Genomic DNA, 16795 nt, shown 5'->3' with positions numbered 1-16795 from the left:
ACTATGCCTTGAAAATCCTCCCCTCCCTCTTCGCCGGCGTCGCCGCCCTGACACTGGCCGCCTGCGCCACCGCCCAGGCCGAAAGCCCCATGACCGACAGCACGCCCGCCCAGACCGACGCGGCCGACGCCCTGAAGGCCTTCCCGGCTGCGGCTGCGGGCCAGACGCGCCACGTCATCACCCTGCCGGCCCAGACCGACGAAAGCGCGCTGAAGGTCGAGTTGATCCTGGGCAAGACCCAGACGGTGGACTGCAACCGCCAGTTCTTCGGCGGTCGTCTGGAGACGCGCACGGCCGAGGGCTGGGGCTATGACTATTACGTCCTTCCGGCCTTGGGGAACGCCGCCAGCACCCTGATGGGCTGCCCGCCCGGCTCGGAGCACCAGGCCTTCGTGACGACGCAGGAACAGCCGCTGATCCGCTACAACTCGCGCCTGCCGCTGGTGGTCTACGCCCCGTCGGACGTCGAGGTGCGCTATCGCGTGTGGCGCGCGGGCGAGACCCAGACGGCGCGCTGATCACCGTAGCTGATGGAAACCAGACGCGGGCGTCGGTCGTTCTCGACCGGCGCCCGTTTCGTTTGGGGCCCGACGCCTCGGTCCGCGTCGCGCATGAGCGAAGCCAGAGAGGCGCATCCGGCGCTGAGGACGATCATCGGCGACTCCTGCATTTGCGAACCATTTGCAGGTTTGCGCAGAGTCGGTCGACGTGCAAGCGTCCGCCGTCATTTTTCGGAGACTCGCCATGCGCGAAGACGGCAAGCTGGACTATCTCGAACTGCCCGCCACCGACATGGCGGCCCACAAGGCCTTCTACGCCTCGGCCTTCGGCTGGGTGTTCCAGGACTACGGCCCCGACTACGCCGCCTTTGGCGAAGGCCTGGACGGCGGCTTCACCACCGAGGCCATGACGCCCAAGCCCCTGCCGATTCTCTACGCCCACGACCTGGAGGCCATGCTGGCCAGGGTTCAGGCGGCGGGCGGGGAAATCACCCACCCGATCTTCGCCTTCCCCGGCGGACGGCGCTTCCACTTCCGCGACCCGTCCGGCAACGACCTGGCCGTCTGGTCGGAATAGGCCCTATTTGGGATCCACGGATTGAGCGATGCGCTCGGCCAGGTCGCGGTCAGCGCCGTCGGGGCTCATCAGCCAGACGTGGATCTCGGTCGGCGCCGTCGCTTGCTGGAACAGGTGCTCCATGGCGATGCGGCGCGCGCCCTCGGGCACGACGACGGTGACGCGGCCCGCCGCTGTCACCTGCTCGCCGTCATAGATAGGGAACTGCGACGACGGCCCGGCATAGATCATGGCCAGGGTCTTGCCCGCCTTGCGCACGGACCAGACCTTGGCGTCCGGCGCGCCTCGCGCCTCGACGATCTGGACGCCACTCGGCAGCTCGACACGGAACGGCAGGGCGGCGACAGCGGCGGCGCTGAGCGCGACCGGCGACGGCGCGGCTGACGGCGTCGGCGCAGGCGCGCGAGCCGGTTCGACCGGCGTGGCCGCTGCCGGCGCGCGGACGGGCGCAGCGGTCGTCGAGGCAGGCGCAGCGCGTGGCGTCGGCGCGGGGGTCGGAACCGGCGTCGCTCTGGCCGGGGCGACCGGAGCCGCTTGAACCGGCGTGGGCTTCGGCGCGGGTGCAGGCGTAGGCGCCGGACGCGCAGCAGCGGGCGGTCCGCCGTTCAGCAGCCGCGTCAGATCCTCGGCGCTCTGGGATTGGGCATGGGCGGCCACGGGCGCGGCGCTCAACAGGACGGAGGCGAGAAGCACGGTTTTCATGCCGCGACCTTGACCCCCGTCTTGCGCGACGGTCAAGCCGCCGCCAGCTCAACCCAGAAGGTCGCGCCCTCGCCCGGCGCCGAGATGACGCCGATTTCGCCACCCTGAAGCTCGGTGAGTCGCTTTGCCAGGGCCAGACCGATGCCGTGGCCTTCGATGGCCGACCGTTCCAACCCCAGGCGGTTGAAAGGTTCGAACAACTGAGCCTGCTTCTCAAGCGAGAGTCCCGGGCCAAAGTCGATCACCTCGATCCGCACGCGGTCGTCGGCCCAGGCGGTCCGAAGTTGCACCCGGCCGCCCGCGGCGCCGTACTTGACCGCATTGCCAGCCAGATTGCCGATCACCTGCGCCAGACGCTGTGAATCCGCCTGGGCGACAAGCGCGTCGCCCTCGACGACCACCTCGATCGACAATTCCTTGGCCTCGGGTTTCAGGATCAGGCCGCGACGGATGTCCTCCAACAGGCCTGGCACATCCGTCGGTCGCAGCTCGACCTTGACCGCCCCGGACTCGGCGCGCGCCACATCCAGCAGGTCATGGGCCAACGCCTCGACCTGACGGGCAGTCTTGACCAGCATCTGCGCCATCTCGACCTGTTCGGCCGAGGTCGCCCCCAGTTGCCCGCCGGCCCACAGCTCGCCGATGCCGATGATGCCGCCGACCGGGCTCTTGATCTCATGGGCGACGTTGGCCAGCAGCCGCGACTTGGCCGCCGATGCCCGCTCGGCTCGCTCACGCCCCGCCCGCGCCCGTTCGGCCAGTCGGTCGCGCTCTTCCAGAAGAGCCGCCACCATCAGGATCGGCATATAGCCCAGCAGCACCAGAAGTTGCGCCAGCAAGGCCCGGTTTTCGGGCTCGAACGAATGATAGGGCCCATGCCCGGCCATGGTCCCGCCGATGGCCATGACCGTCACCACGACCAGGGCCATGGCGATGCCAGACACCCGGAAGCGCACCGCCATCATCAGCAGCAAGGGCATCAACAGAAAGCCATAGGGCAGGCTCAGATGAGAAAAGATGGCGTAGCAGGCGCCGCCGATCAGCCCCAGCAGGGCGATCCCCTCCGCCAGGCGGGCCGGTTCGCGCACGATCGACACATGGCGCCGCTGCACCGCCAGGCCAAAGGCGCCCACGATGGCGAAGCCGAGCGCGTGACCGCACCACCAAATGCGGAGCCCATCGAGGATGTCCGCCCCGACCATGACATCCAGCGCCAGGGCGCTCAGCACGGCGCTGGGCAAGGGCGCAACCGCGCAAATCGTCAGAAAGCGCGCCAACCCCTCGACAGAGTTGATGCTCAGCCCCGGAACAAAGCGCCGCGTCAGCACCACCGCCAGGACAATCTCCAGCAGGTTCATCGCGGTGAACATGGCCGAAAGCGCCGGGCCGTTGCCGACCAGGAACTCACCCGCCAGCACCCCTGTCGTCACCAGGACGCCGAAGCCCAGATCATAGGTCAGCCCACGCCCGCCGCGTAGCCAGACCGCCATCGCCAGGCCGCCTGCGCCCCAGAGGGCGGCGACCAGACCGTTGGTCCGCGCAAAACTGATCGCCAGCACGACCAGAATGGTCACGCCGACCGCCGTCAGGATCGGCGCCAGAGGCTGCCGGAAGAAGGCGGCGTTGGGCACAGCCGCAGCAGCGCCGGCGTCCGCGAGAGCGGCGTCAAAAACGGGTTCAGCCCTGTCGAGCGCTCGGCTCATCGTCATGATCGGGTCCGGTGTACGCGACTGTCGCCCCAATCCTGCCGGACCTTCCTAAACATCCTCTGAAGTCAGAAGGCGCTTTCCAGAACGGCGTTGAAGGCGCGCACCGCCGCAGCCGGCCCCTCAGGATGGCTCCAGACCCCCGCGCTGACGGCCACGAAGTCCGCCCCTGCCGCGGCGACCTGGGCGGCGTTCTCGACCGTGATGCCGCCGATGGCGACGCACGGGGTCTCCATCGTCTCCTGCCAGATCGTCAGTTCGATCAGCTCGGGTCTGTGCGTGGTTTCCTTGGTGTCAGTCGGGAAGAAGGCGCCGAAGGCCACGTAGTCCGCGCCGGCCTCTGCCGCCTCCATCGCCAGATGGCGGCTGTCGTGACAGGTGGCGCCGATCATGGCGTCAGGACCCATGATGCGCCGAGCCTCGGCCACCGGCGCATCGTCCTGGCCGACGTGGACGCCGTCGCAGCCCGTCGCCTTGGCCAGATCGGGCCGGTCGTTCAGAATCACCGCCACGCCGTGCGCCTGGGCGATCGGGGCCAGCCGCGCCACGGCGGCCTTGATCTGATCATCCTGGGCGTCCTTGAGCCGGATTTGCAGGGCCGCGACCGGCCCCGCCGACAGAGCCTGCTCCAGCAGGCCCGCGAAGGCCTCCAGATCGGCGAGGACCGGCGGCGTGATCAGATAGAGCTGACAGGCGGGACGGGGCGGAAGAGCGGGTTGACGAGCCATATCCTCGCCCTGCCCGTCCCTGCGTCGGGCGTCAATGTCGCAACCCCATGCGAACGATTTGCACTCGCCTTAATAAATGCTATAGCGAGCCATTCTCAGTAACTGCTTCGGGGCTTGTCGCCTTGTACGTCTGCAACTGTAACGGCCTTCGCCAGCGTGACGTCGCTCAAGCCATCGAGGCTGGCGCGACCCGTCCCAAGGATATTTTCGCGTCCAATCAATGCACTGCCCAGTGCGCCAAGTGCGTCTGCGAAATGCGTCAGATGATTCAGGACACGCAGGCGGCCTTCGCCCTGGCCGCGGAATAGAACCTCGCTTCTGAAAGTCGATTTCACTCGCATTATCAATGCAGTGATAAAAACTCGCAAATAATCCACGGCCGCAAAGCCGTGCTATGAAAGTCGTCACGGGCGGTGTTCCGAACCGCGACGTCATGATGACGTCGTCCAGCGCCGCCGCATCAAGAGGACGACGACCATGAAGGGCGATCCGGCGATCATCCGCACCCTCAACGCGGTGCTGACCAACGAGCTGACGGCGGTCAATCAGTACTTCCTGCACGCCCGCATGTTCGAAAGCTGGGGCCTCAGCCACCTCGGCAACGTGATCTACGAAGAATCGATCGGCGAGATGAAGCACGCCGACATGCTGATAAAGCGCATCCTCTTCCTCGACGGCCTGCCCAACCTGCAGGATCTGCACAAACTGAAGGTCGGTGAAGATCCGATCGAATGCCTGGGCGCCGACCTGAAGCTTGAGATCGACAGCCGCGCCACCACGCGCGACGCCGTCACCCAGTGCGAGGCCGCCCACGACTATGTCAGCCGCGACCTGCTGATGAAGATCCTCGCCGACACCGAAGAACACGTCGACTTCCTGGAAAACCAGCACAAGCTGATCGAACTGCTGGGCGTCCAGAACTACCTCCAGTCCGCCATGAGCGAGATCAAGACCGACGGCGCCGCCACCGGCAACTAGGCCTGATGCAGGCTCCGGGCGCGGGAACGAGTTTCCGCGCCCGGCCATTCCGGTCCCATGACCAGTATCGAAGACGCTCTCGACACCGCTCGCGACCAGGCCGCCGGCTTTCTCAACGCCGAGGGACGCAATTGGGCCCATGTGGCCCTGGGCGTGGCCCTGACCGCCGGCTTCGCACTCGCCGCGACGACGGCCGCGTCAAAGCTGATCCGCCCCCAGCCGCACCGTGCGCTTCAACCGCTAGGGGGCGACGCCCCGATCACCGAACGCCCGCGTGGCCCGATCAGCCTGATCCTGCCCGCCATGTTCTCGGCCACCACACTGTCGGCGATCCGCGTCTGGAACGCCCCTGCCCGCCCCGAGCGCCGGACGGCCATGGCCCTGTGGCTCGCCGCCCAGACCGTCAGCGCCGTCTGGCTCGCGGTGCGCCCCACCCGGTTGGCGACACAGGTGCTGGCCGCCACCACCTCGGCCGGCCTCGCCGCCGCCTTCGCCCATGAAGCGCGCAAGCTGGATCCCGTCGCCGGCAAGCTGGCCTCGCCCACGGGTATGGGGGTCCGCCTGGCCAACCGGACCGAGGCGCGGCTTCGCGACGGGCCGACCCTGCACTGATCCGCAGACCGGCGATCAGCGCCCCCATTGCCCTTTTTCCGCTGTTCCTCTACGGCTCGCGGCGATTTCGCGCGCCCGCCCACGAGCGGCCGGGCCGCCCCCAGCCCTCAATCCAGCGGTTTCTATGAAAATCAACGGCAACACCATCAAGCCCGGCATGGTCCTGCAGCACAACGGCGGCCTGTGGGTCGTCACCAAGGCCAGCCACGTCAAGCCCGGCAAGGGCGGCGCCTTCGCCAACGTCGAGGCCAAGAACCTCGAGACCGGCAACAAGCTGAACGAACGCTTCCGTTCGGAAGACAAGGTCGAGCGCGTCACGCTGGAACAGAAGGATTTCTCCTACCTGTTCGACAACGGCGACAGCCTGGTCTTCATGGACGACGCTACCTACGAGCAGATCGAACTGCAAAAGGGCTGGGTCGGCGACGAGCGCATCCCCTATCTGCAAGAGGGCATGAAGGTCATCATCGAGATGCATGAAGACCGCCCGATCGGCCTGGAACTGCCGGAACAGGTCACGCTGGAAGTCGCCGAGACCGAGCCCACCGTTAAGGGCCAGACCGCGTCCTCGTCCTACAAGCCCGCCATCGCCTCGAACGGCGTGCGCATCATGATCCCACCCTATATGTCGGCCGGCGAGCGCATCATCGTCGACACGACCTCGGGCGAATACGTCCGCCGCGCGGACTAACAAACACCGTCTTTCCCGGCCAAGGTCGGGCGCTGTAAGACGTATCTACAGGGGCGCGGATGGTCCGCGCCCCTTTTGCTTCTCCGTCTCTCCGGGCCGACAGGGCCTTCAAGGACAGCCGGACCAGGAGAACCCCATGGCCCTCGCCTCCGCTCTCGTTCAGGTCATCATCAGCGCCGTGCGCAAGACCGCACGCCCCATGCTTCGCGATTTCGGCGAAGTCGCCCAGCTTCAGGTTTCGCGCAAAGGGCCCGGCGATTTCGTCACGGCCGCCGACCTGAAGGCCGAAGACACCCTCTTCGAACTGCTCATGAAGGCGCGCCCCGGCTACGGCTTCCTCGGCGAGGAACGCGGCCTGATCGAAGGCACCGACAAGTCGCACACCTGGATCGTCGACCCGATCGACGGCACCACCAACTTCATGCACGCCATGCCCCACTTCGCCATCACGGTGGGCCTGGAGCGCAAGCACCCCGACGGCTCGTCCGAGATTGTCGCCGGCGTCACCTACAACCCGGTGATGAACGAGCTGTTCTGGGCCGAAAAGGGCAAGGGCTGCTATCTGAACGACCAGCGCATCCGCGTCTCGGGCCGTCGCGACCTGTCGGAAAGCCTGATCTCGACGGGCCTGCCCTTCATCGGCAAGTCGGGCCACGCCCAGTCGATCAAGGATATCCACGCGGTCGGCCAGCGCGTCGCCGGCATCCGTCGCCTGGGCGCCGCCTCGCTGGACTTCGCCTGGGTCGCCGCAGGCCGCTACGACGCCTTCTTTGAGCGTAATCTGCAGCCGTGGGACGTGGCGGCGGGCATCCTGTTCGTCACCGAAGCCGGCGGCGTCGTCACCACCATCGACATCGACGGCGACCCCAAGAACGGCAAGCAGATCGTCGCCGCCAACCCGGAACTGCAGCCGCAACTGCGCAAGATCCTGCAAGCAGCGTAAATCAAGCAGCTCCCTCCCCTTTCGCGGGGAGGGAGCTTTCTTTTAGCTGTTCAAATCCAGCGAATAGCCCGCCGAACGCACCGTGCGGATCGGATTGACCGTGCCCTCGACGTTCAGGGCCTTGCGCAGGCGGCCGACGTGAACGTCGACGGTGCGCGCCTCGACATAGACGTCCGAGCCCCAGACGGCGTCCAGCAGTTGTTCGCGGCTAAAGACCCGGCCCGGATGCTTCATCAGGTGGTCCAGCAGACGGAACTCGGTCGGGCCCAGGTGGACCTCCTTGCCCGCACGGCGGACGCGGTGAGCGACGCGGTCGATGACGATGTCGGCGTGGTTGATCCGGTCGTCGGCCAGACCCGGACGAATGCGGCGCAGGACGGCGCGGATGCGGGCCGTCAGCTCGGTCATCGAGAAGGGCTTGGTCATGTAGTCGTCGGCGCCGGTATCCAGGCCGCGCACGCGGTCCGTCTCCTCGCCGCGCGCGGTCAGCATGATGATCGGCAGGTTGCGGGTCTCGGCCCGGCCGCGCAGACGACGGCAGACCTCGATGCCCGACAGCTTGGGCAGCATCCAGTCCAGCAGGACCAGATCAGGCAGGCGCTCGTCGACCTGCAACAGGCCCTCCTCCCCGTCCGCCGCCACGGTCACGTCATAGCCTTCCTTCTCCAGATTGTACTGGAGCAGGGTGGCCAGGGCGTCCTCGTCTTCCATCACCAGAATATAGGGTTGCACGTCAGGCTCTCCGGTCGGTCGAAGTCGTCAGCAGGAAGGGGAAGTCAGTCGTCCGTCAGGTCGGACGGTTGGGTCGAGATGTGCGGCGTGGGCGTCTGTTCCTCGCCAGGACCGGGGACGGCCTTCGGCCGCTCGCCCAGCATTTCCTCGCCCGTGATCTCATAGTGGACGGTCTCGGCGATATTGGTCGCGTGGTCGCCGATCCGCTCCAGGTTCTTGGCCATGAACAGCAGATGGGTGCAGGCCGTGATCGTGCGCGGATCGCCCATCATGTAAGTCAGCAGCTCGCGGAACAGGGCGTTGTAGTGCTCGTCCACCTCGTCGTCGGTGCTCCACACCGACAGGGCGCGCTCGATCTCCGAGGCGGTGTAGGCGTCCAGCACGTCGCGCAGGCGGGTCGAGACCAGACGGCCCATCCGCTCGATCGAACGGGTCAGGGGCTGCATGGGCTCGCCCTCGGCCAGGATCAGCGCCCGCTTGGCGATGTTCTTGGCCAGGTCGCCGGTCCGTTCCAGATCCGAGGCCAGCTTCATGGCCCCGAGCGTGCGGCGCAGGTCCGAGGCCACCGGCTGACGCAGGGCGATCAGGCGGATGGACTTCTTCTCGATGTCGCGATGCAGGGCGTCGAGGCGATTGTCGCGCTCGACCACCGCCTTCGCCAGGGCCACGTCGCGCCGGGCGACGGATTCGATGGCGTCCGCCACCTGGGCCTCTGCCAGACCGCCCATGCGGACGACCTCGGCCGTCAGCTGGTTCAGTTCGTCGCCGTAAGCCTTGACCGTATGCTGGTTCATGCTCGCGCCCTCAGCCGAAGCGGCCGGTGATGTAGTCGAGCGTGCGACGCTCGCGCGGGTTGGTGAAGATTTCTTCGGTGTCGCCGGTCTCGACCAGCTTGCCCATGTGGAAGAAGGCCGTGCGTTGCGACACGCGGGCCGCCTGGGCCATCGAGTGGGTGACGATGACGATGCAGTAACGCTCGCGCAGTTCGTCGATCAGCTCCTCAATCTTGGCCGTGGCGATCGGGTCCAGCGCCGAGCAGGGTTCGTCCATCAGGATGACTTCAGGTTCGACCGCGATGGCGCGGGCGATGACCAGACGTTGCTGCTGGCCGCCCGACAGGCCGGTGCCCGGCGAGTGCAGGCGGTCAGCCACCTCGTCCCACAGACCGGCGCGCTTCAGCGCCTTCTGGACGATGTCGTCCAGTTCGCCCTTGGACGAGGCCAGGCCGTGGATCTTCGGCCCATAGGCGACGTTCTCATAGATGGTCTTGGGGAAGGGATTGGGCTTCTGGAAGACCATGCCGACCTGGGCGCGCAGCAGCACGGGGTCGATCTTGCGATCGTTGATGTCGCCGCCGTCCATCTCGATCTCGCCGGTGACGCGGCAGCCGGGGATGGTGTCGTTCATGCGGTTCATGGTCCGCAGGAAGGTCGACTTGCCGCAGCCGGACGGGCCGATCAGGGCCGTGACGGTCTTGTCCGGGATGTCCAGCGAGACGCCGAACAGGGCCTGCTTCTCGCCATAGAAGACCGAGACGTCGCGCGCGGCGATCTTGATCGGGCCGAGCGGCGCCGAGGCGTGGGCGCCGACGACGGGCGCGCTCGTCAGGGTCGATGGCTCTGCGACAGCGGAACCGCCGCCTTGGCCCTCGGGGGCGCGGAAGATTTTGGAGATCATAAGACTACCACCGGCGTTCGAAGCGCCGACGCAGCAGAATCGCGGCGGCGTTCATGACGATCATGAAGGCGAGGAGCACAAGGATGGCGGCGGCGGTCCGCTCGTGGAACGCGCGCTCCGAGGCGTTCTCCCAGATGTAGATCAGCGAAGGCAGGGCGCCGACCGGCTCGTCGATGGCGTGGGGCACGCCGGGGACGAAGCTGATCATGCCGATCAGCAGCAGGGGCGCCGTCTCGCCGAGGGCGTGGGCCATGGCGATGATCGAACCGGTCATGACGCCTGGCATGGCCAGGGGCAGGACGTGGCCGAACACCGTCTGGGTGCGGCTGGCGCCCATGGCCAGGGCGGCCTCGCGGATCGAGGGCGGCACCGCCTTCAGCGACGAACGCGTGGCGATGATCACCGTCGGCAGGGCCATCAGGGCCAGGACCAGACCGCCGACCAGGGGGCTGGCGCGCGGCAGGTGCATGAAGTTGATGAACAGGGCCAGACCCAGCAGGCCGTAAACGATCGACGGCACGGCGGCCAGGTTGTTGATATTGACCTCGATGATCGCCGTGATGCGGTTGCGCGGCGAATATTCCTCAAGCCAGACGGCGGCGCCGACGCCGACCGGAATGGCGATCAGGGCGGTGACCAGCAGCATCAGGGCCGAACCGACCACGGCGCCCAGCAGGCCCGCCAGCTCCGGCTGGGTCGAGTCGCCCTTGGTGAACAGGGTCGTGTTGAAGTGGGCGCGCACGGCGCCGGAGGCCTTCATCCGGTCCAGCCAGGCCATCTGCTCATTGCTGATGCGGCGCTGATCCTCGGGCACGGCCCTGGAGATCTCGCCCTTCAGATAGAGGTCAGCGTTGTCCGCCAAGGGAGCCGTGACCGGAACCGTCTGGCCCAGCAGGCTGGGTTGGCGCGCGACCATGCCCGCCGCCTGGAACTTCAGTTCCGACGAGAACAGGGCCTTCATGGCGGCGGCCCTGGAACCCTGGGCGTCGTCCTGGATGCCCAGACGACGCAGTTGCTGCTCGGCGACGATCTGCTCGAAATTGGCGCCCTGCGGATAGCCGCGGTCGATCCGCGCCGGGTCCATATAGACCGGCAGGGTCACGCTGTGGCTGTAGAAGGCGGTACGGCCCTGCATGATGATGCTGCCCAGCAGGATCACCAGGAAGACCAGGGCGAAACCGATGGCCGCCCGGCCATACCACTTGAAGCGGGTCTCGCGGGCGTAGCGGCCGCGCAGGCGGGCCTGCAGCCGCTGGGTGCGCGGGCTGACGCCGGTCGGGGTTTGGACGGCGTCAGTCATACTGTTCCCGATAGGCTTGCACGATACGCATGGCGACGATGTTGAGCAGCAGGGTGACCACGAACAGGGTCAGGCCCAGACCGAAGGCGGCGAGCGTCTTGGGACTGTTGAACTCCTGGTCCCCGGTCAGCAGGGTGACGATCTGCACCGTGACTGTCGTGACGGTGTCCAGCGGGTTCAGCGTCAGCTTGGCGGCCAGACCGGCGGCCATGGTCACGATCATGGTCTCGCCGATGGCGCGCGACACGGCCAGCAGGAAGGCCCCGGCGATGCCCGGCAGAGCGGCTGGCAGCAGCACCTTCTTGACCGTCTCGGACTTGGTGGCGCCCATGGCGTAGGAGCCGTCGCGCAGCGACTGCGGCACGGCGTTCATGATGTCGTCGGACAGGGAGCTGACGAAGGGGATCAGCATGATGCCCATGACGGCGCCGGCCACCAAGGCCATCTGGTTCTGCACCAGCAGCAGGTATTGCCCCGTGCCGTCCAGCGGCCCGCCGACCAGCCAGCCGCCGATGGTGTTGAAGAAGACGCGGAACGCCGGTCCTACCGTCAGGGCGGCGAAGAAGCCGTAGACCACGGTCGGAACCCCGGCCAGAACCTCAAGCATCGGCTTGACCACGGCGCGGGTGCGCCGCCCGGCGTACTCCGACAGATAGATGGCCGAGAACAGGCCGATCGGCCCCGCCACCAGCATGGCGATCAGCATGATCAGGAAGGTGCCGGCGAACAGGGGCACGGCCCCGAAGGCGCCAGACGAGCCGATCTGGTCGGCGCGGATCGCCATCTGCGGGCTCCATTTGGTCCCGAACAGGAACTCAGTGACCGGCACGGAGGCGAAGAATCGCAAGGAGTCCCATACCAGGGAGAAGATGATGCCCACCGTCGTCAGCACCGCCACCGCCGAACAGGCGAACAGGACGACGCTGATCCAACCCTCGACCTTGTTGCGCGCGCGCAGGTCGGGACGGATGCGAATGAAGACGAAGACGCCGCCCAGGATAGCCGCGATCAAGGCGGCGACGCCGCCGCCCCAGTTCAGGGCCGACGAGATGCGATGGGCGCGACGGCCCTCGGCCGGCAGTTCCTCGGCATAGGGGGCGGGCCAGATCTGCTGGGCCTCCAGCCCGTCGCCGATGCGGCGCGCGTCCGAGAAGAAGGCCTCACGACGGAAGGGCTCCAGTTGGGCGACGCTGTCGGGCGCGCCCGCGGCCAGCATCTGACGCTCCAGCGGGGCGGAAAAGATCGAGGCGGCGGCCAGCACGACCAGGGCCGGCATACCGACCCAGATCAGAGCATAGAGGCCGTGTTGCCCCGGTCGCGAGTGGGCTCTGACGCCCTTGCTGCGACGCACGGCAAGGCTGCGCCCGCCCAGATAGGCGAGCACCGAAAAGCCGATCAGCAGTAACAGGAAAATCCAGATCATCCGGGTCCGTACGCGCGTGAATCACAACGCATCGGGGGCCGGTGCGTTTCGGCCGGGAAACTGCCCGCGATTGGCGAGCGGATTAAGACGGGCGCGTGACAGTTCTGTTACGGCGCACAGCCTTCATGTCGCAGGCTCGTCACGTAGCGGGGCCAGACGCAGCTTCCGCCTCTCGCGCCGAGGCCAGCGGGAAGCAGGCCGCGAAGATCGCCCCCTGGCCCAGGGCGCTGTCCACCGCCAGTCCGCCACGGTGGCGGATAATGATATGGCGTACGATGGCCAGACCCAGCCCCGTGCCCTGACGTTCGCCGCTCTTCTGACCTTCGACACGATAGAATCGCTCGGTCAGACGCGGCAGGTGTTCGCGCGCCATGCCCGGGCCGTGGTCGCGCACCGTCACCACGGCGTATTTCTGGCCCGCCTCACGGTCCGGCGTGGCCAGCGACAGGCGCGTGCCCTCCGGCATCCGCGCGGCCATGGCCTCGTCCAAGGTGCGGTCACGCTCAATCGACAGTTCGACGACACCGCCATGACTGGAATACTTCAAGGCGTTGTCGACCAGGTTCTGGATCACCTGAACGATTTCGTCGCGATCGCCCGCCACGGTCGCCCCGCCCCGCCCCAGGTCCGCCTTGATGGTCACGCCCCGCTCACGCGAGATGACGCTGACCGCATCGACCACATCCGAAGCCGCCCGCGCCAGATCGACCCGCCCCAGCGGGGCGATGTGCTCGTTCAGCTCGATCCGGCTCAGCGACAGCAGGTCAGCGACCAGCCGCCCCATGCGATCGGCCTGGATGGCCATGATGTCGAGAAATTTGTCGCGCGCCTTGGGGTCGTCCTTGGCGTGGCCCTTCAGCGTCTCGATGAAGCCCGACAGCGAGGCCAGCGGCGTGCGCAACTCATGGCTGGCGTTGGCCAGGAAGTCGACGCGCATCATCTCCATGCGCCGAGCGTCGGTCTCGTCGCGCAGCGCCAGCAAGGCCAGGGCGCCGGCGCCCCACAGATGAGCGTCTCGCTCAGGCAAGGGCCGCACAAAGGCGCGCCAGTGCCGCTCCTGCGCGCCGCCGCCGACATAGTCGACCGTGCTGCTGACCGCGCCGAACAGGGCCTCGTCGACCGCCTCCAGCACCTTGGGATCGCGGATCACCGAAACCAGCAGCCCCCCACCAGTCCCCGTCAGCCGAAAGAGGTCGCGCGCGGCGGCGTTGGCCAGGGCGATGCGGCGTCCGGCGATGTCGTCGGCCTCGCCCCCGCTGACGATCAGGATCGGATCACCCAGAGCTTCAAAGACATCTCCCAGGAGCGCGCCATCAGGCGCCAGATCCACCGGCCCGCTGCGATCCAGCTCGCTGATGCTCACCAGAGCCGGGGGACGACGATTCACCAGCCAGGTCGCTGCGGCCACAGCGACCGCGCCCGCCGCCAGCCAGCCCGCCAGTTCCGGCTTCATCACCGCCAGAACCGCCATCACCAGAATGGCCACGCCGCCGCTGGCGCCGGCGGTCCACAGCCGGGAAGACGCGGTCGGGGCGACCGGCGAAGGCGAATGCTCATAAGGCATGAAGATCGACGTTATCTCATTGTTCAGCGACTGAGCCTAAACTGGCCGCGCCTCGAAGGGCGACCGTCAGGCCAAGAATTTCGCGCATAGCGTAGTTTGTTCACCGATTTGCGGCAGTCTTTTCGGCCAGTGGGAAGGGGCATGTGACGTGAATACGATCCTGAACTGCCTGGTTCAGCAACACGACTGGCGAATCCTGCCGTTCGCCCTGCTCGTATCCGTGTTCAGCCTGCTGATCGCCCTGTCCCTGTTCGACCGCGCCCGCAACGTGGCTCGACGTTCACGCCGGGTCTACCTGATCGCCGTGCCCCTGGTCGCAGGCCTGGGAGTCTGGAGCACCCACTTCATCGCCATGAAGGCCTACGACATCGGGGTTCCGGTGCGCTACGACATCAGCGAAACCGTCGTCTCGTTGGTGCTCGTCGTCGTCGCCTTCTACGTCGCCATGCAATTGGCTCTGGCGGACACCGGCCGGTTCGGTCGTGTCGTGGCGGCCCTGACCTGCGGCCTCGGCGTCGCCGCCATGCATTTCATGGGCATGGCGGGACTTCGTCTTTCAGGCGCCAGCCTGTCGTGGAACGCCCCTCTGGTCGTGGTCGCCGTCCTTGGCGGCATGCTGCTGGTCAGCGCGATCGCCCTGCTGCCGTGGCGGGTCGGCGCCAAGCGGGTCATCGTCGCGACCATCCTGGGAGCGTTGGGCGTCTGCTGGCTGCATTTCGTCGCCATGAGCGCCGTGATCGTCACTCCCACGCCAGGCGTTCTTCTGCCCGTAGCCGCCGCCGCCGAAACCACCCTGACCCTATGGATCGGGGCCAGCGTCGGCCTGCTGGCCATCATCGCCGCCTTCCTGACCGGCATGGTCTGGTGGTCGCGCCACAGCGCCCTGGGCCAGTTGCGCGAGGCCATCGAAGCCATGCCCGACGGTCTGGGTTTTTATGACGCCGACGACCGGCTGGCGATCTGGAACCAGCGCTACGCCGAGGTGAATCCCGAGGTCGCCGCCGTCCTGAAGGTCGGCGTCACCTTCCGCGAAATCCTCGAGGCTGGGCTCAAGGCCAACCTCTATCCCTGCGCCCAGGGCCGGGAACAGGCCTGGATCGCCGAGCGCATGGCCAACCGTCGCCGCCCCCAGGGCGCAATGGAACAGAACATCGGCGACCGCTGGTTGCGGGTGCAAGACCGCCGCACGGCGGAAAAAGGCACGGTCACTGTCTGCTCTGACATCACCGACCTGAAACGCGACGCCCAGGCCCTGGCCGAGGCAAGAGACGCCGCTGACACCGCCAACCGCGCCAAGAGCCAGTTCCTGGCCAATATGAGCCACGAGATCCGCACGCCGTTGAACGGCGTCATCGGCGTAGCCCAGGCCCTGGCCCGGACCCGGCTGGACGATCAGCAGCGCGAAATGCTGGACCTGATCCACTCGTCGAGCCGCACCCTGCAAACCCTGCTCAGCGACATCCTCGATCTGGCCCGCGTCGAGTCGGGCCGACTGGAACTGAGCGACCAGCCCTTTGATCTGGCCCGGGCGGTCGAGGAGGCCGCCCAGCTTTACGCCGCCGCCGCACGCGACAAAGGCCTGCAATTCTTCGTCGAGGTCGCGCCTGAAGCCCGGATCTGGATTCAGGGCGACGCCGTGCGCCTTAAACAGATCTTGACCAACCTGGTTTCCAACGCCGTCAAATTCACCGCTTCGGGCTTCGTCAGTCTGACGGTCGATGCAGGACCGCAGGGCCTGCGTTTCGTCGTTCAGGACACCGGCATCGGCTTCGACGCCGAGACTCGCGATCGTCTGTTCAGCCGCTTTGAGCAGGCCGACGGCGACATCACTCGTCGCTTTGGCGGCTCGGGCCTGGGCTTGGCCATCAGTCAGGAACTGGCCGGCATGATGGGCGGCGTGCTGGGCTGCGAAAGCGAACCCGGCGGCGGCGCCGCCTTCATCCTGACCCTGCCGCTGCGCCCAGCCGATGCCCCCCCGGCCCCGACGACCGGCGCGCCCGACGACGACCTCGCCTTCCGCGACGATAGCCGCCGCCTGCGCATTCTGGTCGCCGACGATCATCCCACCAACCGGCGCGTGGTCGAACTGATCCTGGATCAGGAAGCGGTTGATCTGGTCTCTGTCGAGGACGGCGCCCAGGCGGTCGAAGCCTGCCGCGCCTCAGTCTTTGATCTGGTGCTGATGGACATGCAGATGCCGGTCATGGACGGCTTGACCGCCACGCGCGAAATACGCCTGCACGAAGTCGCCATGGGCATGCCGCGCACCCCGGTCGTCATGCTGACCGCCAACGCCCTGCCCGAGCACATTGCAGCGGGCACTGAGGCCGGGGCCGACCGCCATCTGGCCAAGCCGTTCAGCGTCGAGGCCCTGCTGGCCATAGTGGCGGAGCTGACCTCGGACGCGCCTCAGGCCGCTGTTCAGGCGGCCTGAGGGTCTCTTCTTCCTATTCGTAGCCGTGCGCGGCTTCGTTGATCACCTGCGACGGCATCGTCGAGAAGTCGATGCTCACCGGCTTCACCGCCTTGGCCTGAAACGTCCTGATGACGTGTTCCAGCCGCTTGCGGACCTCCTTCGTCGCCTCGGCGTCCGGGTCGAGGCCCAGCGGCGCCAGGCAGAATTCGATGATCGCGTGGGGTCGGTTCAGAGGTTCCATAAGCT

Annotated in this window: 18 protein-coding genes; 8 read left to right on the top strand and 10 right to left on the bottom strand. The window is 67.1% G+C overall.

The features are described from left to right. The first annotated feature begins 8 nt into the window (after window positions 1-8). Both eco and ACIQTU_RS05390 read left to right on the top strand, forming a co-directional pair. Entirely contained in the window at window positions 9-518 is a 510-nt protein-coding gene (eco, locus tag ACIQTU_RS05395) for a serine protease inhibitor ecotin (RefSeq protein ID WP_400543402.1), read from the top strand. 226 nt (window positions 519-744) lie between these two features. Continuing rightward, window positions 745-1077, top strand: coding sequence for a VOC family protein (locus ACIQTU_RS05390; protein WP_400543399.1), 333 nt, complete (start codon window positions 745-747; stop codon window positions 1075-1077). A 3-nt stretch (window positions 1078-1080) separates the two neighbouring features. Here ACIQTU_RS05390 and ACIQTU_RS05385 read toward each other — a convergent pair whose 3' ends face one another. From ACIQTU_RS05385 to thiE, 3 genes are all read right to left on the bottom strand, one after another. Continuing rightward, window positions 1081-1779, bottom strand: coding sequence for a hypothetical protein (locus ACIQTU_RS05385; protein ID WP_400543397.1), 699 nt, complete (start codon window positions 1777-1779; stop codon window positions 1081-1083). A gap of 32 nt (window positions 1780-1811) precedes the next feature. Next, window positions 1812-3488 carry an ATP-binding protein gene (locus tag ACIQTU_RS05380; protein WP_400543394.1) on the bottom strand — a complete coding sequence of 559 codons (1677 nt, stop codon included), beginning with the start codon at window positions 3486-3488 and terminating at the stop codon, window positions 1812-1814. 65 nt (window positions 3489-3553) lie between these two features. Beyond that, window positions 3554-4213 carry a thiamine phosphate synthase gene (gene thiE / locus ACIQTU_RS05375; RefSeq protein WP_400543391.1) on the bottom strand — a complete coding sequence of 220 codons (660 nt, stop codon included), beginning with the start codon at window positions 4211-4213 and terminating at the stop codon, window positions 3554-3556. A 122-nt stretch (window positions 4214-4335) separates the two neighbouring features. Between thiE and ACIQTU_RS05370 the strand changes: the two genes are divergently transcribed. From ACIQTU_RS05370 to ACIQTU_RS05350, 5 genes are all read left to right on the top strand, one after another. After that, the gene (locus tag ACIQTU_RS05370) at window positions 4336-4521 is read left to right on the top strand and encodes a bacterioferritin-associated ferredoxin (RefSeq protein WP_400543388.1); all 186 of its coding nucleotides are present in this window, start codon (window positions 4336-4338) and stop codon (window positions 4519-4521) included. Between the two features lie 169 nt (window positions 4522-4690). Next, on the top strand, window positions 4691-5191 hold the full coding sequence (bfr, locus tag ACIQTU_RS05365; RefSeq protein WP_400543385.1) for a bacterioferritin: 501 nt from the start codon (window positions 4691-4693) through the stop codon (window positions 5189-5191). 57 nt (window positions 5192-5248) lie between these two features. Continuing rightward, window positions 5249-5803 (top strand): TspO protein, encoded by a 555-nt coding sequence (locus ACIQTU_RS05360; RefSeq protein WP_400543382.1) that lies wholly within the window; start codon window positions 5249-5251, stop codon window positions 5801-5803. A gap of 124 nt (window positions 5804-5927) precedes the next feature. Continuing rightward, a complete protein-coding gene (gene efp / locus ACIQTU_RS05355; protein WP_296176557.1) occupies window positions 5928-6494 on the top strand; it encodes an elongation factor P in 567 nt (188 codons plus the stop codon). A gap of 136 nt (window positions 6495-6630) precedes the next feature. After that, complete coding sequence (locus ACIQTU_RS05350) at window positions 6631-7437, top strand: inositol monophosphatase family protein (RefSeq protein WP_400543378.1); 807 nt, start codon at window positions 6631-6633, stop codon at window positions 7435-7437. Window positions 7438-7479: 42 nt separating this feature from the next. Here the strand turns inward: ACIQTU_RS05350 and phoB are convergent, their stop codons facing one another. From phoB to ACIQTU_RS05320, 6 genes are all read right to left on the bottom strand, one after another. Further along, window positions 7480-8169, bottom strand: coding sequence for a phosphate regulon transcriptional regulator PhoB (phoB, locus tag ACIQTU_RS05345; RefSeq protein ID WP_105562885.1), 690 nt, complete (start codon window positions 8167-8169; stop codon window positions 7480-7482). 44 nt (window positions 8170-8213) lie between these two features. Next, window positions 8214-8963 carry a phosphate signaling complex protein PhoU gene (gene phoU, locus ACIQTU_RS05340; protein WP_400543375.1) on the bottom strand — a complete coding sequence of 250 codons (750 nt, stop codon included), beginning with the start codon at window positions 8961-8963 and terminating at the stop codon, window positions 8214-8216. A gap of 10 nt (window positions 8964-8973) precedes the next feature. Next, window positions 8974-9846, bottom strand: a complete 873-nt coding sequence (gene pstB / locus ACIQTU_RS05335; protein WP_400543372.1) for a phosphate ABC transporter ATP-binding protein PstB — start codon at window positions 9844-9846, stop codon at window positions 8974-8976. 4 nt (window positions 9847-9850) lie between these two features. Beyond that, entirely contained in the window at window positions 9851-11146 is a 1296-nt protein-coding gene (pstA, locus tag ACIQTU_RS05330; RefSeq protein ID WP_400543370.1) for a phosphate ABC transporter permease PstA, read from the bottom strand. Further along, window positions 11139-12569, bottom strand: a complete 1431-nt coding sequence (pstC, locus tag ACIQTU_RS05325; protein ID WP_400543367.1) for a phosphate ABC transporter permease subunit PstC — start codon at window positions 12567-12569, stop codon at window positions 11139-11141. The genes pstA and pstC overlap by 8 nt, the downstream gene beginning before the upstream one ends. A 139-nt stretch (window positions 12570-12708) precedes the next feature. Then, entirely contained in the window at window positions 12709-14133 is a 1425-nt protein-coding gene (locus tag ACIQTU_RS05320; RefSeq protein ID WP_400543364.1) for an ATP-binding protein, read from the bottom strand. A gap of 148 nt (window positions 14134-14281) precedes the next feature. On the opposite strand from ACIQTU_RS05320, the gene ACIQTU_RS05315 reads away from it, so the two are divergent. Next, window positions 14282-16567 (top strand): ATP-binding protein, encoded by a 2286-nt coding sequence (locus tag ACIQTU_RS05315; RefSeq protein WP_400543361.1) that lies wholly within the window; start codon window positions 14282-14284, stop codon window positions 16565-16567. A 13-nt stretch (window positions 16568-16580) separates the two neighbouring features. On the opposite strand, the gene ACIQTU_RS05310 is transcribed toward ACIQTU_RS05315, so the two are convergent. Beyond that, on the bottom strand, window positions 16581-16790 hold the full coding sequence (locus ACIQTU_RS05310) for a hypothetical protein (RefSeq protein ID WP_400543358.1): 210 nt from the start codon (window positions 16788-16790) through the stop codon (window positions 16581-16583). Window positions 16791-16795 lie beyond the last annotated feature (5 nt).

Source organism: Brevundimonas sp. NPDC090276 (assembly GCF_044772165.1).
GTDB lineage: Bacteria > Pseudomonadota > Alphaproteobacteria > Caulobacterales > Caulobacteraceae > Brevundimonas.
The sequence above is the reverse complement of the archived record's forward strand: the minus strand, read 5'-3'. Positions and strand labels throughout refer to the sequence as shown.